This window comes from Cryobacterium sp. PH31-L1, from assembly GCF_030063145.1.
GTDB lineage: Bacteria > Actinomycetota > Actinomycetes > Actinomycetales > Microbacteriaceae > Cryobacterium.
Window position 1 is genome coordinate 201225 of the sequence record NZ_JASISM010000006.1, and the last position, 23299, is coordinate 224523.

Annotated in this window: 18 protein-coding genes and 1 tRNA gene; 17 read left to right on the top strand and 2 right to left on the bottom strand. The window is 62.2% G+C overall.

What is annotated here, in order from left to right; all coding sequences use genetic code 11:
* The first annotated feature begins 192 nt into the window (after positions 1 to 192).
* The 11 genes from mobF to QMF22_RS13500 all read left to right on the top strand — a co-directional run bounded on the left by mobF (position 193) and on the right by QMF22_RS13500 (position 15471).
* On the top strand, positions 193 to 3726 hold the full coding sequence (mobF, locus tag QMF22_RS13450) for a MobF family relaxase (RefSeq protein WP_283454432.1): 3534 nt from the start codon (positions 193 to 195) through the stop codon (positions 3724 to 3726).
* A 372-nt stretch (positions 3727 to 4098) separates the two neighbouring features.
* Positions 4099 to 4674, top strand: a complete 576-nt coding sequence (locus tag QMF22_RS13455) for a hypothetical protein (protein WP_283454434.1) — start codon at positions 4099 to 4101, stop codon at positions 4672 to 4674.
* A gap of 345 nt (positions 4675 to 5019) precedes the next feature.
* Entirely contained in the window at positions 5020 to 5406 is a 387-nt protein-coding gene (locus QMF22_RS13460; RefSeq protein WP_283454436.1) for a sulfate permease, read from the top strand.
* A 77-nt stretch (positions 5407 to 5483) separates the two neighbouring features.
* Entirely contained in the window at positions 5484 to 5750 is a 267-nt protein-coding gene (locus tag QMF22_RS13465; RefSeq protein WP_283454438.1) for a hypothetical protein, read from the top strand.
* An 8-nt stretch (positions 5751 to 5758) separates the two neighbouring features.
* Positions 5759 to 6985, top strand: coding sequence for a hypothetical protein (locus QMF22_RS13470; protein WP_283454440.1), 1227 nt, complete (start codon positions 5759 to 5761; stop codon positions 6983 to 6985).
* Between the two features lie 134 nt (positions 6986 to 7119).
* The gene (locus QMF22_RS13475; RefSeq protein ID WP_283454442.1) at positions 7120 to 8367 is read left to right on the top strand and encodes an RES family NAD+ phosphorylase; all 1248 of its coding nucleotides are present in this window, start codon (positions 7120 to 7122) and stop codon (positions 8365 to 8367) included.
* 619 nt (positions 8368 to 8986) lie between these two features.
* The gene (locus QMF22_RS13480) at positions 8987 to 9247 is read left to right on the top strand and encodes a hypothetical protein (RefSeq protein ID WP_283454444.1); all 261 of its coding nucleotides are present in this window, start codon (positions 8987 to 8989) and stop codon (positions 9245 to 9247) included.
* A 240-nt stretch (positions 9248 to 9487) separates the two neighbouring features.
* Complete coding sequence (locus QMF22_RS13485) at positions 9488 to 13144, top strand: YobI family P-loop NTPase (protein ID WP_283454446.1); 3657 nt, start codon at positions 9488 to 9490, stop codon at positions 13142 to 13144.
* A gap of 173 nt (positions 13145 to 13317) precedes the next feature.
* Complete coding sequence (locus QMF22_RS13490; RefSeq protein ID WP_283454448.1) at positions 13318 to 14343, top strand: hypothetical protein; 1026 nt, start codon at positions 13318 to 13320, stop codon at positions 14341 to 14343.
* A 33-nt stretch (positions 14344 to 14376) separates the two neighbouring features.
* Complete coding sequence (locus tag QMF22_RS13495; protein WP_283454450.1) at positions 14377 to 14508, top strand: hypothetical protein; 132 nt, start codon at positions 14377 to 14379, stop codon at positions 14506 to 14508.
* Between the two features lie 387 nt (positions 14509 to 14895).
* On the top strand, positions 14896 to 15471 hold the full coding sequence (locus tag QMF22_RS13500; protein ID WP_283454453.1) for a hypothetical protein: 576 nt from the start codon (positions 14896 to 14898) through the stop codon (positions 15469 to 15471).
* Between the two features lie 822 nt (positions 15472 to 16293).
* Here the strand turns inward: QMF22_RS13500 and QMF22_RS13505 are convergent.
* Both QMF22_RS13505 and QMF22_RS13510 read right to left on the bottom strand, forming a co-directional pair.
* Positions 16294 to 16917, bottom strand: coding sequence for a hypothetical protein (locus QMF22_RS13505; protein ID WP_283454455.1), 624 nt, complete (start codon positions 16915 to 16917; stop codon positions 16294 to 16296).
* A gap of 406 nt (positions 16918 to 17323) precedes the next feature.
* A complete protein-coding gene (locus QMF22_RS13510) occupies positions 17324 to 17800 on the bottom strand; it encodes an ATP-binding protein (protein ID WP_349357095.1) in 477 nt (158 codons plus the stop codon).
* A 202-nt stretch (positions 17801 to 18002) separates the two neighbouring features.
* Here QMF22_RS13510 and QMF22_RS13515 point away from each other — a divergent pair.
* The 6 genes from QMF22_RS13515 to iolB all read left to right on the top strand — a co-directional run bounded on the left by QMF22_RS13515 (position 18003) and on the right by iolB (position 23274).
* A tRNA-Met gene (locus QMF22_RS13515) sits at positions 18003 to 18076 on the top strand.
* Between the two features lie 146 nt (positions 18077 to 18222).
* On the top strand, positions 18223 to 18867 hold the full coding sequence (locus QMF22_RS13520; RefSeq protein WP_283454458.1) for a maleylpyruvate isomerase family mycothiol-dependent enzyme: 645 nt from the start codon (positions 18223 to 18225) through the stop codon (positions 18865 to 18867).
* A gap of 105 nt (positions 18868 to 18972) precedes the next feature.
* Positions 18973 to 19935, top strand: a complete 963-nt coding sequence (iolC, locus tag QMF22_RS13525; protein WP_283454460.1) for a 5-dehydro-2-deoxygluconokinase — start codon at positions 18973 to 18975, stop codon at positions 19933 to 19935.
* Positions 19932 to 20813 carry a class I fructose-bisphosphate aldolase gene (locus QMF22_RS13530; RefSeq protein ID WP_283454462.1) on the top strand — a complete coding sequence of 294 codons (882 nt, stop codon included), beginning with the start codon at positions 19932 to 19934 and terminating at the stop codon, positions 20811 to 20813. The genes iolC and QMF22_RS13530 overlap by 4 nt, the downstream gene beginning before the upstream one ends.
* 35 nt (positions 20814 to 20848) lie before the next feature.
* Positions 20849 to 22360: a CoA-acylating methylmalonate-semialdehyde dehydrogenase gene (locus tag QMF22_RS13535; protein WP_283454465.1), complete on the top strand. Its 1512-nt coding sequence runs from the start codon at positions 20849 to 20851 to the stop codon at positions 22358 to 22360.
* An 8-nt stretch (positions 22361 to 22368) separates the two neighbouring features.
* Entirely contained in the window at positions 22369 to 23274 is a 906-nt protein-coding gene (gene iolB, locus QMF22_RS13540) for a 5-deoxy-glucuronate isomerase (protein ID WP_283454467.1), read from the top strand.
* Positions 23275 to 23299: the final 25 nt, after the last annotated feature.

Here is a 23299-nt window from a genome sequence, read left to right on the forward strand (position 1 = left end):
TCCTGGTTCGTGCTCCCGAGGGTTGTCGCCTCCGGGTTGGGCTTGGCGTCCTCATACGGGCGGCGGCCTGAATCCGCTTGACCGAGACACTATTGGCCCCGCATCGCTTGGATTTCTGTGCCGCCGAAGCGTCCAAGCGGAGCCTTTTGAGGGTCGCGGCGCACCTTCGTCATGATGACGGAGGTGGCTGCGATGACGGTGTCGATGCGGGTGATGAGTGCCGGGGACGGCTACAAGTACCTGCTGCGCACCGTCGCCGCCAGCGACGGCGACCGCTCGATGTTGACTCCGCTCACCCGGTACTACACCGCGGAGGGCACACCGCCTGGCCGCTGGATGGGCGGCGGCCTTCCCGGGCTCGGCGGCGGCCTCATCGTCGAGGGCGATCAGGTCACCGAGGCGCAGCTGCAGCTGCTAATCGGGTTGGGGCGCGACCCGGTAACGGGCGAACCCCTCGGGCGCGCGTACCCGGTCTATCGCTCTGCCGCCGACCGCGCCCTGGACCGGCCACCCGCCGACGGTGACGGCATCACCGAACGGGCTGCGGCATCCGCTGTGGAACAGCCGGACGAGAAGCGGCGGCGGGCAATTGCGGGGTATGACTTTACGTTTTCGATTCCGAAGTCGGCGAGCATCCTTTGGGGTGTGGGTGACGCGGCCACGAGGGAGCGCATCGTGGCGGCCCACCATGCGGCGGTGGCCGAGGTGCTGGCGTACATGGAGCGGGAGGTTGCGGCGACGCGCACCGGCACGACGGCGCAGGGCGGTGCGGTGGCGCAGGTCGATGTGACCGGGCTGATCGCGACGGCGTTTGATCATTTCGACAGCCGGGCCGGCGATCCGCACCTGCACACGCACGTCGTGATCAGCAACAAGGTGCAGACCGTGCTCGACGGCAAGTGGCGCTCGCTCGACGGCCGGCCGATGCACGAGGCCGTGGTGGCGCTCTCCGAACTACACGAGAGTCTGTTCGCTGACGAGCTCACGCGATCGCTCGGCGTGCAGTGGGAAAGGCGGGAGCGGGGGCGAGATCGCCACCCGGCGTGGGCTCTGGCGTGCGTGCCGGAGGCGCTCGTTGCGGAGTTCTCGACGCGTGTTCGGCACATCGATGTCGAGACCGACCGGCTGATCGAGGAGTACGTGACCAGTCACGGGCGACGTCCGAGGCCGGTGACGATCATGAAGCTGCGCGCGCAGGCCACGCTCGCCACACGGCCGGCGAAGCAGGTGCACTCGCTGGCGGATCTCACGGCGGCGTGGCGGGAACGTGCTTCACGCGTGCTCAGGCACGAAATGTTGCCGGTCGCCAAGTCGTCGCCAGTGCTGCTGCGTGCCGAGGACTTACCGCGCGAGGCCGTGGATACGCTCGGGCTGAGCGTGATGACGGCCGTCAGCGAGAAGCGTGCCACCTGGCGGCACTGGAATCTCCAGGCCGAGGCCGCACGCCAAACGATGCCGTACCGGTTCGCGGCGGCATCCGATCGGGTGGCCGTCGTCGGCCTCATAGTGGATGCTGCCGAGCGCGCGTCCCTGCGCCTCACGCCGCCAGAGCTCGCCGTGAGCCCTTTGGAGTTTCAACGGGAGGATAGGACGTCGGTATTTCGGCCGAAGCATTCCGAAGTGTTCACGTCGACGGAGTTGCTGGACGCGGAAGCTCGGCTGCTCGAGCGGGCTGCGCTTGTGACGGCGCCGCGAGTGGCGCTCGATACGGCCGCTGGTGCTCGGTTGCCGGGTGGTGGGCGGCTCGCCGACGACCAGATCGCGGCGCTCAGGTCCGTCGCTGGCTCGGGCCGCGTGATCGATGTATTGGTGGGGCCGGCCGGCGCGGGCAAGACGACAGCGATGAATTTGCTCCGGCGGGCTTGGGAGTCAGCGTATGGAGCAGGATCAGTCGTCGGGCTCGCGCCGTCGGCTGCCGCCGCGACGGTGCTGGCGACGGATCTCGGCATTGCGACCGAGAACCTGGCGAAATGGTGGCAGACCCATGTCGACCAGGGCTCCTCGTTTCGGGCCGGGCAGCTCGTGATCATTGACGAGGCATCCCTAGCCGGCACGCTGCCGCTGGATCGGATCGCCGCGCTGGCGGCTTCAGTCGGCGCGAAGGTGCTGCTGGTCGGCGACTACGCGCAGCTGCAGTCGGTCGATGCAGGTGGTGCGTTCTCGCTGCTCGTGCACGATCGAGCGGATGCGCCCGAACTCATCGACGTGCACCGCTTCGTGCACGAGTGGGAGAAGACCGCATCCCTTGGGCTGCGCCAGGGCAACCCCGACGTGATCGACCGGTATGCCGCGCATGACCGTCTGCATGATGGCAGCACCGAGGAGATGGCGGATGCTGCCTACGAGGCGTGGCGTGTGGACATCCGCTCGGGAAAGTCGACCGTGCTGATCAGCGACTCGAATGAGGCCGTCGAAGCGCTGAACGTGCGAGCTCGCACCGAACTGATTCTGGAGGGTCGGGTCGACGCGCTGCGCGAAGTCGCCCTGCATGACGGAACCCGCGCCGCTGTCGGTGACACGGTCATCACCCGGAGGAACGACCGGCGGCTGTACGCGTCGCGTAGCTGGGTGCGCAACGGCGACCGGTGGAACGTGATCGGCGTGCATCGGAATGGTTCGGTTGAGGTGCGGCGGCAGGGGCGACGGTGGGGGAGCACGGTGTTGCTGCCCGCGTCGTACGTCGCTCAGTATGTGGAGCTGGGCTACGCGGTCACCTCGCATCGGGCGCAGGGGATAACGACCGATACCGCGCACGTCGTTGTCGCGCCGAGCACGCCGCGCGAGAACCTGTACGTGGCGATGACGCGGGGTCGCGAGGCGAACACCGTCTACGTCGCCGTCGACCGGCCCAATGTTGCGCACGTGGGGCCGCGGCCAGGTGACGCTGCGGATGTGACGGCGCGCAGCATCCTCTATGGCATTCTGCAGCACGTCGGCGCCGAGCTGTCCGCACACGAGACTCTCGCGGCCGAGCAGGATGCCTGGGGATCGGTGGCGCAACTCGCGGCGGAGTACGAGACCCTCGCGGCGGCCGCGCAGCACGACCGATGGGCGGCGGTCGTGCGGGCGAGCGGTCTCTCGCCTTCGCAGGCTTTGGATGTGGTCCATTCGGATGCCTTCGGTCCGTTGACCGCGGAGCTGCGTCGAGCCGAGGCCCACTTCGTAAACGTTGCGAGCCTGCTGCCGCGCGTGGTCGCGGCCCGCGGGTTTGAGGATGCGCAGGATATTGCGGCGGTGCTGCGTGCCAGGGTCGCGGCGGTCGTCGCGCGAGATACCGGGGCAGGTCGCACGCGCCGGGTGCCTCGTCTTGTCGCCGGGCTGATCCCTCGTGCTATCGGTCCGATGGATGCTGCCATGCACCAGGCGTTGGCCGAGCGCGCCGACCTGATCGAGTCGCGTGCGGCCGCCGTGCTCGACCAGGCGTTGCTCGCGGGGGAACCGTGGACTCGAGCGCTCGGCTCCGCGCCGCGTGGATCGGCCGCCGCCAGGTGGCAGCAGAACGGATTCACTGTCGCGGCCTACCGAGACCGCTACTGCATCACCGGCGCTCTGCCGCTCGGTGCGGCACCGGAATCGACGGCACAGAAGCTCGATGCTGCTCGGGCTCGTGCCGCGCTCGAGGCAGCACGGCGTCTGAAATCTGTTAATTCAGATGATTCACCCAGACGCACTGCGAGTGCGATAATTCCGGCCAGGGAATCAGCTGCAAACAAACTTTCAGTCTAAATCGTATACGCCGATCGCGAAGGAGGCGGGATCACTTCGGCTGTTGTGATCGCGCACCATTGCCCTGCGACTCTAGAAGTTTCGTGCGCCGTGTGAGAAAGTACGAAAACCATTTTGCTCCCAACCGAGAGATGTACTCAATGACTGAATTTGCTTCGCTGTTGGAATTTCACCCAATGAAAAGGAGAGGGCTCCTCGCCATAGGTTGTGCAAGGTGGCATTCATTCGAACGCAGCCGACACGTTACTGAGGGATATTCAGCGTGACCAGGTGTCTCGGAACGGTCTCCAGACCTGCGGGTTCAAATCCTCTGCGAGCAGGTCAAGGCGGTAGTCATCCTCTGGAATCGGATCGCGAGCAACCGGGAAATAAGTGGTGATTCGTTTGGCTTGGTTTGCCCTTTTGGCACCGCCTGCGGCCGCTGCCACGGTGGGACAACCTCTCATCGACTTGGTTCAGATGATTGCCACTCCTTTAGCTGGAGTCATTGGGGTAATACTCGGTTCACTATTGACAGGCCGGCGTGCACGACTAAACGCTGAGTCCACTCAACGCTATGAACGAAAATCGAACGCATACCTGTCTGCAATCGAGCCCGCCTTCCAGCTGAGCGATAAAATGCGCGACGTCGTAATTCATACGCCGCGGGGCGGTGATGATCCTGAGAGCGACCGACTCGCAGGCGAGGCGTTTCTTGCGGTTGTCGAGATCCGCGGCCAACTCGATCGACACGTATTTGAGCTCAGGGTTATCGGCTCCACAGCTGCGGTGAAAGCGTACGAGGCGCTCCGCGTTCGCACTGACGAGTACATGGCTGAGATAAAATTGCAGCTCGAAACTGATGGAATATTTCGAGGACTTCCTGGTCGAAAGTATCTTGAGGACCTAGATATCCTCTGTAAAAACGTCTTGAGCGAAATGCGCAAGGACCTCGGCGTGACAGCCTAACCATCCTGGCGATTCCGCGAGCTGGTCCCGACTGCCGTGACAAAATTGTGGTGCTCGAAACCCCGAGCCCGGAAGAAGTCCAACGCGGTGTCCATATCGGCGCACAGACGGATACGTGCACTCACCCGTTCTGCCATCCAGCAATTTTGTTGCGCAGGAGTGCGTGACCCATAGGGGACTGCGTGGGAGCATTCGTTGTGAATTGGCGTGCGGAACTCTTTCTCTTGTGGGTATCCAGTCCTATAATTTTGGCAGGCAACCTCTATTACGCGCCGTCGCCCGTTGCGATGGTATGACTTTCAGTCCCTTCAGGTTCTTGTTGCCGAACATCTGAAAGGCCGCGCCATGTTCGAACTCATCCTGGCCGCCACTGCCCGCAGCTACTTCTTCTTGCGCCGGTTCATACCGACCGCCATCGTGATCGACGCGATCAATACGCGGCGCGGGCTGAAGTGGGGGGTGCCAGCGATGCTGCTCGCCGTTCCATATGCGCTTGCTGCTGTCTATTGCCGAGCCCAGATTGAAACCGGTGGTACGGGCTGGCTGAACCTGCTCGTATTGCTGTTTCTGTGGAACACACTCAAGTTTGTTTTGATCGGGCCCATCAGCCTGCTGAAGTTGATCGCGGTACGTGTTCGTGAAGCCGTGGCGCGCCGTCGCATGACGCGGGCGCTGATCGCCGACAGCGTCGAGCTTTTCGACGAGCCGGTGCTCGTGTCGAGCCGCGGCTGACGCCACGTCACAGCCGGCGTACCTCCTGGTAGCGGCATGATTGGCTCACACACCGTCCGCGCACAGGAGGCTTCACTATGACGATCCCGCAAGAGCAGTTCGACGACCTGCTCGGCCGCGCAGCGCTGGCTGCGCTGTTCTACTATCCGGAGGTTGCTGTCGACGATGACGGTCGCAAACTGCAGAACGACATCGCCTACTGCCTGGAGCCCGTCGCCGGAATCGCAAACGAGGATGCCGAGCGGCTCCGCGTCGTGGTCGGGCGTGTGATCACGAATCCGACCGCGCATCGCTCTGAACTGCTTGCTTTGGTCATCGAGCTGGCCCCGCCGCCTGCCGAGTAGCCGCGATCATGAAGGACCCATCTGAGGAAGGTGCCGTGCTGCGGAAGGAGCTGGCGGAGCATCCGTCTCTTGATGAAGAGGCCGAGAAGCGGCGTCAGTATGTGGTGGCGAATCGTGACCGGATCCGCGAGCTCAATCGTCTTTGGCGGTCGGAACATCTCGACCGGGCCCGGGAGCTCAATCGAGACTCGATGCGTCGGGCCGTGGCTCGCCGGCACCGCGAGGCGGAGGTGCGGGCGCTGGGGAGGGAGCGGGCGAAACGCTGGCGGGTGGAGCATCCGGAGCGTAGGCGTGAGTACCAGCAGCGGTGGGTGGCGGAGAATCGCGAGAAGGTACGCGAGTATTTTACCCGCTACTACGAGGCCCACCGCGAGGAGGTGAACGCCCGGGCCGCGGCCAGGCGGGATGCTGACCCTGAGCGCACGAAGCAGATCACCCGGCAGTGGGCCGAGCGCAACAAGGAGCGCCGTGCCGAGCTGCAGCGCAACCGGCGCAGCGTCCCGGAGATCTACCAGGCCGAGCTAGAGGCCAACGCTTCCGCGCGTCGACTGAAGCGCAGCCTGAGTCGGGCAGGGCTCCCGCCGAAGCGCATTCACGTTTCGACCGCTGCGGAGCGCCGAGCCAACGAGCGCGAGGCCGACGCGTATTTCAATGACCCGTCACGGCCCGAGCATCTGCGGCAGTTCACCGTGTTCGCCGAATCGCTCACCGAGCACATGCTCAAGAACGGCGACCGGATGCGCGAATTCGCCGACGCCTACGTGTCATCCCGGGCGCGCGTTGGGTTGCCGTCGGTGTCGGTGGAGGACGTCGTCTACGCCCGCGCCGTCGAGATCGTCGCAGAGCGGATGCGCCGGGTCGACCTACTGACCGGACGCGACGTCGCCGCGGCCGTGCGGAGCACTAAGGCTGAGGCGCTTCGGGCGGAGCGGCAGGATCAGATGGATGTGCTTGTGAAGGCCATTGTGGTGCATTTTCACCAATACAGTGGGCGGTTGGTAGCCAAGGCAGAGATGGAGAACCGGGCGCGGGCACATCTGGGCGTGCCGCGGGTGCCGGCCGCGTCGTTGGTGGTGCAACTTGCGCTGCAGGAGGTCATCGAGCGCGTGCCCACGAGCAGGTTGACCCAAGCGGATGCTCGGACCGCGGCCCGCATCGCGGGCCTGCACATAATGATCTCGCTCGAATCTCGCGACGTGGTCGACCAATCGGTTCATCGACGGGCGCTCTCGTAGTCGGTGGCGACGACGGCTGGACAGTGAAGGAAACATCATGTCGGATGACGCACGAATCACGGGACACACCGTGACCCGCACCCTGCACATCGAAGCCTCGCGCCAGCGTCTAGTTCCCATGCGATCATGGGCAGATGGAGTTTCCACCTATCGGCTGGACAAATAAGAGCGTTTGTCTTGACCACATTGAGGACGAATATCTCAGGGCACGTCTGGCGCCGGATGTCGCAGAACACGTCTGTTCGTTTTGCCCGCGAACGTCTACCAATGGCGCAGCGGCCATTGCCGTTAATCTTGAACACTTGGCGGCAGTAGTTGCCGAGGTCGCTGTACGGTTTTACGAGGACGCGGTCAACGCACCTTTCATGGACGGAGAGATATCTGTTCAGGACTTCGACACTCTCGAGGTCGTTTACAACATGCTTGACGATTCCCTACCGGCTTCACTTCTGGACTCAATAGTCAAGTCAGTCGCCGAACTGATTCACGAGCCACAAATCTGGATAAGGCTCGATAACGTTTCCTACGTGGAGTTCGGCTGGTCGAGCTTCGCCGACACCGTCAAGCACACCTCACGGCTCGTTCTTGCCCCTCGGTCTGGTCACGCTCAGGAACCCACACCGCCTGAGGATCTGTACACATTCCTAACGGCGCTTTCGGGGATCGTCAATGAGACGACGGGTCTAGTGCAAGTGCTAGAAGCCGGAGCGCGTATTTATAGAGCCCGAATTGAACGCGACGCTGGGGCATTGGAGAGGGAAGTCCAGGAGGATCCAGCCAAGAAGCTTGGCCCAGCTCCCCAGGGGAGCGCAGCTGCGGGCCGAATGAATGCGCAGGGCATTTCACTTTTCTATGCCGCGATGGAGGAAGAGACCGCTTGTGCCGAGGTGGTCGCGCACAGCGCATACAACGAAGCAGTAGTGGGGGAGTTCACGGTCCAACAGCCATTGCGCATCTTCGACCTGACGCGGGTACCAGTGCGGCCGAGTATTTTCGATGAGAGTGCCGGTCCGATATATCCGTTCATCGCGTTCTTTGACCTCTTCCGTGATGCCATCACGCAGCCAGTCATCCTCGACGGTAAGCACCCAGTCGATTACGCGCCAACTCAGGTCGTCACGGAGTTTCTGCGGTGGGGCACGCAAGCGAAGCTGGACGGCATTGCATGGGAGTCCCGCGTAGTACCTGACGGCAAGAACATCGTACTGTTCTACGGTCCTGACACGCCGATGCGTTCAACTAAGGAACCGGACAAGGAAGAGTCCGAGCTTTGGAGGCTCACATTCGGGGCCGCGGCGGAGCCTATATTCATTATCGACCCTTCCTCGATACGTCGGTATGAGGCCGAACGGACGGTTTCAGTGCGTAAGTCGCGGTGGTGAACGGATCGCAAATGCCGCCTTCGGTCTCCTCTCCGACTGCTCTAACTCTTAAAACCCGAACGCAACGAGATCGCTGAGGAGTGGGCTGAGCGAGACAGGGCATCATGTGGCGTCGCGTGCGGACGCTGGGAGGGTGCTGCAGTGGGGGGGGTTTGTCCAGCCTGAAATCCCTAGTTCGTCACGACTCCTTGCCGCCTCAAGCCTTCAGGCTCCTTCAAGGGAATATCAATGCAGTGGAGAGTGGTGGCAACGAAGTCGATCCAGCCGCAGAAGCCGAAGCAGACATCCTTGAGGAGCAATCCGCGGCCCGGACTCTCGCGGAGCTAACCGGACTGCCAGGCATCTACGCGTTTCCTACGGGTGGCATCTCGAGAGCTTGGTGGATCCCGATCGAGGAAACACTCTTATCAATGTCGGCCGGATCGCCGGCGTTGCCTCTCGAATACGAGGACACCATCACCAGCACCGGCGGTGACCCCGTCTGGCCCGCGCCCAACGGGATACCGGCGGGAACCACAAGTCGCACTGGGTTTGATCCCCGGCGGCGAACGTGAGCCGGTCGGCCGGGTCCGCTAGCGCATACTCCGGCCTCAACCGGGCCACGCTCTCCCGAAATCAGGTGATCGACCCCGTCCACGCCGACCGCTCGGCCAAAACCGTCGCCGGCATCCGCGCGTCCTGCGACGACAACTCCCGAATCCGCGGCTCCAGATTCCGCATTCCCGACGATCGGTCGATGCCCTCATACTTGGGCGGTTTCTCCGACCTGATCGCTTTCGCGATCGTGTTCCGCGCGAGGCCCAACCGCCGGGCAATCTCGCGCTGGACAATCCATCACTCAAATGAAAACGCCGAACCAAAGCCCACTCTTCCACCGTAAGCACCCATCAATCGTGATCGGGTGGCTCAGTTTTCACCGTCGTTTTTGGCTCACATCCTAACCGTCGTCGACGATGGGAGGGAGAAACGCGGGAGGGTCAATTCCTCGGGCTTTCCAACGGGATCCGGTGCGTGTCCTAAACGGGCCGGCGAGCAATGCGGCGTTTGATCCGACTCGTCCATGGCCCCACTGAGGGGGACGTTGCATCGACCCAGCAAACGCGTCCCCTAACATTCGAACATGTCGCCGAACGTGTTCCCCATTGAACCAATAGCCAAAGATCTGAAGCTGCGGTGGTTGACTCCCCAGTACAAGGAAGATCAGCACGGGGTTTACCGGACCGCGTTGCTCAGTGCCCTCTCCAAGACCGACGGTGCAGCTCCAAGAAACATCGCAGTGACAGGGCCCTACGGCAGTGGGAAGAGTAGCATTCTCCGCAGAATTGCCGAGGATCTTCCAGATCAAACCGTGAGCATTTCCTTATCCAGCCTTGGTGGCAACGAGCCCAGCACCTTGGGCGATGGCGAGAAAGCCGAAGCGTCCTCACCCAAAGTAACGAAGTTCATCCAAAAGGAGATAGTCAAGCAACTCCTGTACAGCCAAACCCCGGAAAAGATGAGGGGATCCCGCTATCACCGGGCCACAGCGTTCAACCCCTTGGACGCGATAGTTTGGGCGTTAGTCGGAGCGCTCTCTGGCGGCTTTCTGGCCTTCTTCGCCGGGGGAGACCAACGATTCGAGCAATTACTCCCCAACGGTTGGGATGAGCTACGTCCTATCGTCTGGGTGACGGGGATTGTCTTGCTGGGCGTCATCCTCTACATGGCTCAATCCTGGACGCACGGCCGGTTCCACCTGGAAAAACTCAGTGCAGGACCGGCCTCGATGACCCTCACTGACAAGTCGGCCTACTACTTCGACGAGTTCCTCGATGACATCGTCTTCTACTTCCGACGCACACGCAAAAACATCGTGATCTTGGAAGATCTCGATCGATTCGACAACGCTCACATTTTCGACACTCTGCGTGAATTGAACACAATCCTGAATACTGCCGGTGGCCCCAAAACCCCGCCCATTCGTTTCGTCTACGCAATCAAGGACAGCATGTTCGAACAGATCGTGACCGAGGAAGAGCCGGCGCGGAGCGTCGAGCCGGGTACCAGCAGAACCAAGTTCTTCGAACTAGTCATTCCGATCGTCCCATTTATTTCTCACCGCACAGCACTCGACTTGATCGAGCCCCAGATGGAGCGCTCCTTGCCTGCAGTCGGGAGTGCTGTCGTGCGACTCGTGGCCAAGCACGTCACGGACATGCGGCTGATCAAGAACATCGGCAATGAGTACGACATCTTCAGCCAGATGGTTTTTCGGCTTGACGGAATCAAGAACCTAAGAGCTGACTCTCTCTTCGCCATGATCGTCTACAAGAATCACCACCTCGGTGACTTTGAGAAGATTACGTCTGGCACGAGCAATCTGGACAAGGTTTACAGGCTGATGCGAGAGACGGTCGAACGAAACCTTGGCCACATTGACGATGAGATCGCGAAACGCTACCGAGAACAGAACCAGCTCGAACTGGCAAGCGAACGCAGCAAGGACCTTGCGACGAGGTTGATGGAGTTCTTCGACTTTGACAACAGCCACATCAATTCCATCGAGGTCGACGGAACGGTTTTCTCCCCGGAAGAGTGGACGACTGCGCAATTCTGGCGCAGCGTCGGCGCGGCAGAGACGCTGCTCCTCACCTCGACCACTCAGGGGCGCCGCTTCCGCCGAGCCCGAACCGACTTGGAGAGCCTTCTCGGAACGAAAATTAGCATCTCTGGGTGGATTGCGGGCGAGACCGATCGTCTCACTAGTGAGATTGAACTTTTAACTGACCGCAAGAGCACCCTCCGCCGCGCGACTCTGGCAGAGCTTCTCGCGGACACTGACCTAGTCACCGATCCAAAGACCGGGAATGACCTGAACGATTCGATGGCGGAGAAGATAGAAACCCCGCTGTTCGCGAACGCCGTGATCGCCGTCCTCGGCTCACCTCTCGCCACGGAGCTTGTCCGGTTCGGCTTCATCGACCGCAACTTCGGGCTTTACGCGGCGAGATACTACGGCCGCAACGTCAGCGCCAATGCCATGACATACATCATCAAGGTCGTCCAGCCGAGAAGCCACGATTACATCTACGCCTTCGACAACCCAACCGACATCGACCAGCTGGAGATTGCTGCCGGCCACGACCTCCTCAACGAGCAAGCAATCTACAACGTCGAGATTTTCGATCACCTACTCCGAGTTCGGCCACATTCGCTCGACCGTGCGTTACAACGTCTCAGCAAGCCCTCAGATGTTGAGGTCGAGTTCCTAGACCAGTACCTGAAATACGGCGCGGCGCCCGACCTGCTCATATCCAGACTCGCGGGCACGTGGACAGACATCTTTCAGTTCCTCAACAGCTTCGACGGCATCAGCGAAGCGGATACCAATCGGCTATTGTCGGCGGCGCTGTCCGGTGCGCGCGATCAGGTCGGCTTCTACACGATTGACCGGGCGGCTGCGCAGCGGATCGAAGGCTCCGTCGCGGAACTAACTGCCTTCACCACCACTGCGGTGCGGTCAAGCGCGACACAACTCGGCTCTGTGGCGTCGAAGCTAGGCTTGAAAATCCCCGATCTTCAACCCGTCTCACCCCCGCTAAGGGGGGAGCTCATCGCTCGCAATGCATTCGACATCAACTGGAACAACCTCCTCGCGCTCGCGTCAGGCGGTTCTGCATCTCTCGATCGGTTGCGCGACTCTGTCCCGCAGCCGACCTATGAGTACCTCATCATTCACCTGCGGACCTATCTACAGGCTCTCGATGTCGACCACCCAACGGTGGGCGCGGCAGAAGCGTTCGACAGCGTGGTTTCCGATCTCGCCGGAGCCGATCTGGGGACCGTCACGGACTTCGCTATGCGGGCAGTCCCGGATGCGGTGACCCGCGACCTGCTTCAAGTGAATGTTGCGGTTTGGCCTGCCCTCGCCAGGGCTGGTCGGGTGGCTCCTACTCTCAACAACATTCACCAGTACATCATCGAATCAGGGACTCAAGGAGTTGACTCCGAACTGGGCCGATTCTTGGAGACTCAGGCAAAGATCGTAAACGTTGGCGAGATCGAGGACGCCAATATGGCACGTGGGGTCACCCGAGACATCATCGAGAGCGCCTTCCTCACGGATGGAACCAAAATCAGACTCATCGAGGATCTCGTGGCTGATCTTCCGCTCGCGACGGCGGAAATCAGTCCGCAGCCCGGTGAACTATTCGGCGCGCTGATAGAGGCTGAACTACTGATCGATGATGAGAACGCTTTTGTCGCCCTACGGGCCGAACCGTGGGAAGCCCGACGAGCGGTCGTCAACGCATCCATACAGTTCCCCACGTACGTCGCCAACATCGCGCTGACCGACGAGGAGCTACGAGAGATCGCAACCGACCTGACGGTGTCGGCGGAAGCGCGGGAGGCGGTGCTGCGACAGCTCGGGCATTATTCCGACAGGCTTACCACCGAGATTATGGTCGGTTTTGCTCAATTCGCTTTCGCGAACAGAGTCGCCGTGGCTGGGTCCGACATCGAACTGATGCTGCTGCATCATGTCCCGCCGCGCCCGATCGTGAAGCTGATGGTCGACCACCTCGATGATCTGCCGGCCGCCGAGTTGCTGACTGTTCTCCAGAAGCTCGGCAATGAGTACGCCCGCGTGCCTGGCCGCCAACGTCAGGCGACCCTGCCCGATGACGATGCGCACAAGGCGTTGCTGCAGCGCCTGCAAAGTGTCGGACTGGTCGGCAAATGTATGCCGGACAAACAACCCGGCTACGTCAGGGTCTTCATTAAATACGGGGCGTAAGCCCGTCCCAAACGTCCTCCGCACGACACTCGGGCGCGGATTCACAGCCCTATGAAGGGAGACAGTTTTCTCGGCCAAGGACAATCCGCCTCGTCTCGTGCTCGCCGCATAAAGGAGACAGGGCGAAAGGCTCAAACCGAGGGAGACACCCGTCGTTCCCGGTAGAAGTAATAGTGATCCGCCATGCGTACGTGCGGGAGCAAGAGGACACCGGCATATCAGGCATTCACGCGGATTCCACCGCCCGGGCTGCGGCCAGGCGGGATGCGGACCCCGAGCGCACGAAGCAGATCACACGGCAGTGGGCCGAGCGCAACAAGGAGCGCCGGGCAGAGCTGCAGCGCAACCGGCGCAGGGACCCGGGAGTCTACCAGTCTGAGTTGGAGGCCAACGCTGCCGCCAGACGTGTCAAGCGCAGCCTGAGTCGGGCCGGGCTCCCGCCGAAACTTTTGCACGCGACGACTGCGGCTGAGCGTCGGGCCAATGAGCGCGAGGCCGACGCGTATTTCAACGACCCGTCGCGGCCCGAGCATCTGCGGCAGTTCACGGTGTTCGTCGAATCGCTGACCGAGCACATGCTCAAGAACGGTGCCCGCATGCGTGAGTTCGCCGAGGCCTATGTGTCGTCACGGGATCGCGTCGGTCTCCCGCCGGTGGCGGTGGATGACGTCGTGTATGCGCGAGCCGTCGAGATCGTCGCAGAGCGGATGCGCCGGGTCGACCTGCTGACCAGCCGCGACGTCGCGGCGGCCGTGCGGAGCACGAAGGCCGCGGTCGGGCGTGAGGAGCAACGGCGGCAGTTTGAGAATTTCATGAAGATGGTCGTGACCGATGTGGGCCGCAATCGAGAGCGGTATCACTCCGACGCAGAATTTGAGAATAGAGCGAGGGCGAACCGCGGATTGACCCGTGCGCCCATTGAGTCGCTAATCGTGCGGCTCGCCTTGCAGAACGTCGTCCAGCGTGTGCCTCGGATATGCTCACGGCCGACGACGCTCGGGAGGCTGCCCGCATCGCTAAGCTTTACGTTGCAACGTCGTCCCACAAGGCAAAGGCGCCGGTCGACGATCGGATTCACCGACGGTCGTTCGGGTAAGTACTGTGGGCTTTGCACGTGCATTCACAGGAAAAGAAGCGGAATGAAACACGGGAGAGTTCACTTCGGCATCTCCGAGTCCTGCCTGGCAAACTGGTTATAGAAAGCCGACGTCGAAGAATGCGTCAAGGCCGGCATGACCGAAAAGGAATCCGCCGAGCTCCGCGATGCGAAGAAACAAATCCGGCTGCTCGAACAGGAAGCCGAGGTCATGCGCCGCGGTGTCGCCTATCGATCCCGGGACGTCAACCCAATCGCACTTCGATAGGCTCGGGGGAATGGCTCACATTTGATTATGTGTTGCGACGATGGCGAGAAAGCGCCCAGCTCCTCATGCCCCGTGACATGCAGTCAAGGAAGACGCCGTTGCGTCCCCGCATGGAATCATGAGCGCGAGGGCTTACTCGTGAGGATGGTGCAGGCATGGGGGGCTCGTAGAATGAGCCGGTAGGTCAGGATATTGACTGGCCCTACCGCCGAAGGTATCGACTAGTGCAACGGATTTGAAAGTAATTGGGGACATTACGTGAACGATTCTGCAAATAGGTCACGAATTCGAACTGTGCCCGAGAGCTCTGGGAAACCTCGCCAGGCCGGTGTCGTGACGTCACATGAGCGGCCGATTCGTCGCGGCGAGAGGATCCGCCTTCGTTGCATGGCCTGGATTGCTCAGAAGGTTAAGGGCTCAGGGCCAATCTCGCCAGCAGAATCCGCGACGGCTCTCATCGAAGGAGCCCAAATCTCCAGTTCCGAAGAAGAGAATTCCGGATTGCAGTCTGCTCGTTTGGAGCTCGCACTGTGGCAGGAAGGCTACCTTGAACGACGGAGCTCACAGTATGACAGTGCGATTGGCAACATTCTGGTGGTCGCTGGACTTGTCTCGGCGGCCTCGGCGGCAGTTCTCGCTCTTCAGCCAGACTTGTCAAGCAGCGCTTGGTGGCTGATCGTCGCTTCCGGGTCATCCGTCCTTGCTTCCATAATTCTTCTCGCTCCAAGTCTGGTCAAATCCAAGAACGATGAGAACGGCACTGGCTGGTCTTCCTCCGTGACGGTTGCCGATCCGGTCAAGCGGCATATCATCGTGGTCGATGCAAGGGCAGGCGCTCTCGCGGGATATATGCGCTACCGCATGGGGCTTGTCTACACGGGTTTCGCATTGGCAATCCTCGGAGGTGGTTCCCTCATTCTCTACTTGATAATTGACGTTGCACTGCCCTTGATTTTCCACTGATATGCGTGTCTACAAAGCCGCCACTGATCTACCGAGGTGGGCGTGTGCTTCCGAATCGCAGTGTGTAGCGATAGCCAGTGAGACGGTGCTGGCCGACGGGCTGAAGCAGCCCCCGGAACCCATCCGGGGCCTTGCGCCTCGACGCCGGGTGCGGTGGGCTTGAACATTTGGTCTTCATTGCACGGTTCACAAGAAATCTTCTGAATGGACGTCCGACGGGTGGAATCAGCCAGCGGCACCTCCGCCTTAGGCTGTTGTTGGGTGCGCTGCACTCTTGACGACATTCGTGCCATATTTTAGAATTTTGGCCATGATCAAACTCGGCACGGCGGCGGGTCGCGGTGGTCGTTCGTCGGGAGATTTGACGCACGCACGTTTATTCAACGTTTATTGCTTCGAAACGGGCCGAAATGGGTCGAGAAATTTCGAGAGAACGGAGGCGCCTAAACCGAAGAACTCCTAGTCAGGTCCAGATTATTCGAGGTTTTGACAGCTGCCCAAAGGGCTCAATCAGCATCCGGGCGCAAACCGTCGGTCCCGGGTTCAAATCCCTAGCCCCTTAATGAAAACATCCATCTGCTCATTAAAGCGCTCGTACCGGTGCAGAGCGACGACAAACGCTGATCGAAAATCTTGGTCGGTTCCGCTGCCGCGCACCGTCCGCTGCCGCGCCCTGGCGCCCCGCGACTCTTTGCCCTGACAACTGACCGCATCGTTGCGCTGTGGATTGATACGTCGCTCCGATTTTGTCCGACTGCAGGTGATGATTGCTGGATTCACCGACGGCAGGAGTAACTACTCTTCTGTGCGCGACAGCCTTGCCTACGGCCGCCAACCCTCAGCCCGCAGCAGAACGACGAGTTCCAGGCCAAAATCAGTGATCCCGTCGGAACGGCGGGGATCGCTAGAAATGACTATGGTGCTCGGTGTCGCTTTGCCGGTTCCGGTTCGGACCAGTGCGGCTCTGGTAGGTGCGGGCAACTCTTGCCAGATAGCGCTCGTGCCGGCTCCAGGCAAATGTGTCGGCGAAAGCGTGAGCGTATCCCATTCATCGGAGAGGAGTGAGAGAGCTCTCACATGTCGTACGTCGAGCTCAGACAAAGTATCTACGATCAGCTCACTTGCGTCGATCCGATCCGGATTTAACGACGCATCGCTGACGGCATTCGCCAAAACGCGTCGCTTGGAATCCAAACTCGTTTTGATCGCGGTCTCAACGGCCTCTACGAAGATGCACTCAAGCCTCGCGTCAGTCTTGAGCCGTTCCAAGAAGTCACGCTCGTTTTGGGAGCGCGAGATCCGCTCTAGGAATTCCGCTGCTTTCGCGGCGCGACGTGCCCGGATATCGCTGATGATCACCTCCAGAGGCCCCCCGACAAAGGGGACGGAAGTCACGACCGCCTTGGCTATGGTTTCGATCCATCCAGGGGCGCCATTTTCAGTCATAACTTCACCTTACTGATGAACGAAAATGCGCAGCGTGATACGTGTGTTTCAGGACGCGCGATCGTTGGGCGGGTGTTGGTTGCGTTGGCCCGATATGAGTCGGCGTGAACATCTGCCAGCAGAAGCAGAAGCAGAAGCAGAAGCAGAAGCACAAGTTGCTGGGATGCGAACGGTGAACGCGCTTGTGCAGCGCGAAGTGGACAACGGTATCGGCGACCCATCCCGACTTCTTGCGAATATCGGCACGTTCCATGATGCCTAGAGACGGGCGCGGAGCCAAGGCTGAGACACAGCGGATGCCGGCTGTCAAGGGCCATGCCCACTGGTGGCCACTGGAAATGCCCGCTGGTGGCCAACAGATCTGCCCAGCAGAGATCGGCGGCGTTGGCCATGCGCGGGGCGAGTGTTAGTTCATTGGCGTCACGCCCTGCCCGGCGAGGGCCTGAGTGAGGCGGATCGATTCGCCCGACGTCTGACAGGCGTGAGCGTGGTGGAGTAGCCGGCCGACGGTCGCTGTCGCGAGGGTCTTGGGCATGAGCTCGTCGAACCCGGAAGGGTGCAAATTTGACGAGACGGCGATGGATCGCTTTTGATAGGCGGCGTCGACGAGGCGATAGAGCCCCCCGGCCGCGTCATGTCGCATCCCCACGATTGCCATTCCCAACGAACGACAGGCTAGCAGTGCACGTAAGGCGCGCTGTATACCCCGTTTGGGCCGGACGAGCTTGTACTGCGGGTCCTTCTTTGGGCGCGTGACGACCTTGAGGATTGCGATGTTCGCGTAAAATCGCGATCGACGTCTTGCCGAGAGCGAGGCAAGGCAAAGTGTCGCTGCAATCGCTCCGGCCAAGAGTGGACCCTTCCCCCTCCAGTTGCGTGACAATCGCGGGCGAAGATCGTTCCTCTAGCGAGACTTGAAAGGTCGGCGAAAACTCGGCGCGATAGCGTCCCAAACGGGATCGAGCTGGGTCGAGGTGTACCGAAGAGTGAGCTAAACTAAAATCACCAACGCAAACAGCTGGATCGAGGAAACCCGATCTGACTAGGCTTTTTTCGAAGAATGACCGCATAGAAACGGTCAGCGGCGCGGGGTGGAGCAGTTCGGTAGCTCGCTGGGCTCATAACCCAGAGGTCGTAGGTTCAAATCCTGCCCCCGCAACAGATGCCCCCGGAACCCTTGGTTCCGGGGGCTTTTTCGTGCATGCAGTTCGTGCCCGCGGGGTGCCGTAGCGTTGTCGTCATGAGCAATGACGCGACCATGTCGATCGATACCGAGCTGGACGATGCGCGGGCAGCCACCACGTTGTGGCCGACTTTCTCGACACCCTCTCCGATGTCGATCTCGACGGCGAGTCGCTGCTCCCCGGCTGGACCCGGCGCCACGTCGTGGCGCACCTGGCCCAGAATGCTCTCGCCGTCGGCCGCCTCGTAAACTGGGCGGCGACCGGTGTCGAGAACCCGATGTACGAGTCGCGTGAGGTGCGCGACCGCGATATTGCGGAGACCGCGCTTCTGGCCCCGAATTCGCTGCGCGCGCTGTTCCACAGCGAAGCCGCAACCCTCACGAGCGCCTGGCTGGCCCTGCCCGCGGCGAGCTGGTCGGCCAAGGTGCGCGGCGGGCAGGGTCGCGTGGTGCCGGCATCCGCTACGCTCTGGATGCGCACCCGCGAACTCTGGGTGCACGGCGTCGACCTCAACGTCGGCGCGGGGTTCGATGCCCTTCCCGAGCGGATGCTGCGGCGCACGTTGGGTGACGTGGCCGGGTCCTGGCCGGCGAGCAGCATCCGTTTAGTCGTTGCTGCACCATACGCGACAACCATTGGCGATGACGATGCTGCGAGCGTTGTCTCCGGGAGCCTCGCCGACCTCACTGGCTGGGCGACCGGGCGAACGACCCGGGGCATTTCCTGCGGTGAGTCACCGGTTCCGGCGGCTCCGCGCTGGCTCTGAAAAAACTTATTGTGAATATGTCATGACATTAAACGTAATGGGCGCTACTGTGGAGGAACGGCGACAGGCCGACCACTCCTAGCTCAGAAAGTTGCTCATCGGAGTATGACGACAACACCGCGAACCCCGCACGATGTGCTGACCATTGGTCGCGTCAGCGTAGACATCTATCCGCTGCAAGATGGCGTCGGCCTCGAAGATGTCTCGACCTTCGGCAAGTACCTCGGTGGCAGCGCCACCAACGTTGCGGTCGCCGCTGCGCGCCACGGTCTGAACTCGGCCGTGATCACCCGCACGGGCAACGACCCTTTCGGCAACTACGTGCACCAGGAACTGGTGCGCCTCGGTGTCAGCGACGAATTCGTCTCGGGGGTCCCAGACCTCAACACGCCCGTCGTGTTCTGCGAGATCTTTCCGCCCGACGACTTTCCGCTCTACTTCTATCGGGCTCCCAAAGCCCCCGACCTCGTCATCAACGGCGACGAACTCGACCTCGAGGCCATTGCGAACGCGCGCATCTACTGGGCGACCGTGACCGGTCTGAGCGACGAGCCCAGCCGATCCGCACACTTCGCGGCCTGGCGCGCCCGCGGCCGCAGCCCGCTGACGATTCTCGACCTCGACTACCGCCCCATGTTCTGGGCCTCGCCCGACGAGGCGAGCGCCCAGGTGGCACTTGCCCTCGACCAGGTGACCGTCGCCGTCGGCAACAAGGAGGAGTGCGAGATCGCCGTCGGCGAGACCGAGCCTTCACGTGCCGCCGATGCCCTGCTGGAACGCGGCGTGGAACTGGCCATCGTAAAGCAAGGCCCCAAGGGCGTGCTCGCGAAGACCCGCACCGATACCGTCGAGGTGCCCCCATACTTCGTCGATGTCGTGGACGGGCTCGGCGCCGGCGACAGCTTCGGCGGGGCACTCTGCTACGGACTGCTGCAGGACTGGCCGCTGCGCCGTATTCTGCAATTCGCCAACGTGGCCGGCGCCATTGTGGCCGGCCGCCGTGAATGCTCGACGGCCATGCCCACCACGAGCGAGGTCGAGCAGATTCTGGCCGGTGTGAGCGCATGACCACGCTGGACTTCGATGCGCTGCGCGATGCCCGCGCGCAACACCCCGAGCGGATCGGCGAGATCCTCGCCAGCCGTACCCGGCGGGAGCTGATTCGCGATGACGGTCGACTGTTCATCGTCGCCGCCGACCACCGCGCTCGCGGCGCCCTCGGCGTGCGCAACGACGCCACCGCCATGGCCAACCGCTACGACCTGCTCGAAAGCCTGGCCGCCGCACTCTGTCGCCCCGGCGTGGACGGCGTGCTGGGTACCCCCGACATCATCGACGACCTCGCCCTGCTCGGACTGCTCGACGACAAGATCGTCGTGGGGTCGATGAACCGCGGCGGGCTCTGGGGTTCCTCGTTCGAGATGGATGACCGCTACACGGCTTACGACGTCGACCGCATCAAGCGCGACCGACTGGACTTCGCCAAGAACCTCGTGCGCATCAACCTCGAAGACGCCGGATCGCTGGCCACCCTCGAGGCGACAGCGCTGGCCGTGAGCGAGGCCGCCGCGGCCGGTCTGCCGATCATGCTGGAACCGTTCATGAGCAGCTGGGTCAACGGTCGGGTCAAAAACGATCTCACAACGGATGCCGTGATCCTCTCGATCGCGATCGCGGAAGGTCTCGGAAACTCCAGCGCCTATTCCTGGCTCAAGCTCCCCGTCGTGCCCGATATGGACCGCGTCATGGCCGCGACCACCCTGCCGACCCTGCTGCTGGGTGGTGACCCGGTTGGCGATCAGACCGAAACGTTCGAATCCTGGCGTCACGCCCTCGAGCTTCCCGGAGTGCGCGGACTCGTCGTCGGCCGCAGCCTGCTGTACCCGCACGACGGCAATGTCGAGTCAGCCATCGACACCGCCGCTGCCCTCGTGCACGGCGCCTGAAACTTTCATCCACTCGAAGTAGAAAGAAGATCACCATGCCCGCAAACACCACGGATCTGGCCCTCGTCGCGCACTGGATTGACGGAAAAGAGCAGGCGGGAATGTCCGGCCGAACCGCGCCGGTCTACGACCCCGCGCTCGGCACTGTCAGCAAGAACGTGCCGCTGGCCAACCAGGCCGAGATCGCGGCTGCCATTGCGAGCGCCAAGGCAGCCTTCCCGGCCTGGCGCGACCTGTCGATCGCCAAGCGCCAGCAGATCCTGTTCAGCTTTCGGGAGCTGCTGAACGCCCGAAAGGGCGAGATGGCCGAGATCATCACGAGTGAACACGGCAAGGTTCTCTCCGATGCCCTCGGCGAGATCTCCCGCGGCCAGGAGGTCGTGGAATTCGCCACCGGCATTCCGCACCTGCTCAAGGGTGACTACTCCGAAAACGTGTCCACCGGCGTGGATGTCTATTCGACCCGCCAGGCGCTCGGCGTCGTTGCCGTGATCAGCCCGTTCAACTTTCCGGCCATGGTGCCGATGTGGTTCTTCCCGCTGGCCCTCGCGGCCGGCAACTCCGTCATCCTGAAGCCGAGTGAGAAAGACCCGAGCGCTGCCATCTGGATGGCGAAGCTGCTCAAGGAAGCCGGCCTTCCCGACGGCGTATTCACCGTGCTGCAGGGCGACAAGGAATCCGTCGACGGCCTGCTCGAGCACCCCGACGTGAAGCCCATCTCCTTCGTGGGCTCCACCCCCATCGCCCAGTACGTCTACGAAACCGGCACCCGCAACGGCAAGCGCGTGCAGGCCCTCGGCGGCGCCAAGAACCACATGCTCGTGCTGCCCGACGCTGACCTCGACCTGGTCGCCGACTCCGCCATCAACGCGGGCTTCGGCAGCGCGGGGGAGCGCTGCATGGCCATCAGCGTGGTCGTCGCGGTCGAACCCGTCGCCGACGCCCTGATCGAGAAGATCGTCAGCCGGATGAAGACCCTCACCGTGGGCGATGGCCGCAGATCCTGCGACATGGGACCGCTGGTCACCGAGGTGCACCGCGACAAGGTTGCGAGCTACATCGAGATCGCCGCGCAGGACGGCGCCGCCATCGTCGTCGACGGCCGCGGCATCGAAGTTGACGGAGACCCGAACGGATTCTGGCTCGGCCCGACCCTGATTGACGCCCTGCCGGTGACCTCCAAGGCCTACACGGAGGAGATCTTCGGACCGGTACTGCCGGTGGTGCGCGTGGCAAGCTACGACGAGGGCGTTGACCTGATCAACTCCGGGGCATTCGGCAACGGAACCGCCATCTTCACCAATGACGGCGGCGCCGCCCGGCGTTTTCAGAACGAGATCGAGGTGGGTATGATCGGCATCAACGTTCCCATTCCCGTGCCCGTGTCGTACTTTTCCTTCGGCGGCTGGAAGAACTCGCTCTTCGGCGACACCAAGGCCCACGGCGTCGAGGGCGTGCACTTCTTCACCCGCGGCAAAGCTATCACCAGCCGCTGGCTCGACCCGAGCCACGGCGGCATTAACCTCGGCTTCCCGCAGAACGCCTAGGCCACGCCATGACAACGCCGTCCGCTGACTGGTTCTATGCCCAGGGGTCCCTGGAGCGTGACGGTTGGGAGTCGGTCGTCGACCGAACCATTAGCGGATGGCGCTACACCGGCATTCGCGTCGCAGCCCTGGCAGCGGGCGACACCGTCTCGCTGAACGCCGAGGCGGTCGAACGCATCGTGGTGCCCCTCGCCGGGTCGTTCACGGTGCGGTACACCCTCGCGGGGGAGACCGAGGAGCGCGTGCAGGCGCTCGCGGGTCGGGCATCCGTTTTTCACGGCCCCACCGACACCCTTTACCTACCCACCGGTGCCGTCGTTTCGATCGACGGCGCCGGCCGGGTGGCCGTGGCCGAAGCGCCGACCGACCGGGAACTGCCGGTGGCCTATATTCCGCAAGCGGATGTGCCGATCGAGTTGCGCGGAGCCGGCCGGTCGAGCCGGCAGGTGCACAACTTCGGCACGCCGGCCAGCCTCGCGGCCGACCGGTTGATCGTGTGCGAGGTGATCACCCCGGCCGAGAACTGGTCGAGTTACCCGCCGCACAAGCACGACGAATATACAGCCGGCGTCGAGTCGCAGCTTGAGGAGATCTACTACTTCGAGAGCGCCGTCACCCGCGGCCAGAGCGCGCCGGAGACGGCGAACCCGTTCGGCCTCATGCGCACGTATTCATCCGAGGCCGGCGACATCGACATCATGGCGGAGGTGCACACGGGCGACGTGGCCCTCGTGCCCTTCGGCTGGCATGGCCCCTGCGTTGCGGCTCCCGGCTACGACCTCTACTACCTCAACGTGATGGCCGGGCCGGATCCCGACCGCTCATGGCGCATCAGCGACGATCCGGCGCACGGTTGGATTCGCGATACCTGGGTCGGCCAGGCGTTCGATTCCCGGCTTCCCTACACGGCATAACTTTTCCCCGAAAGGACACAACGTA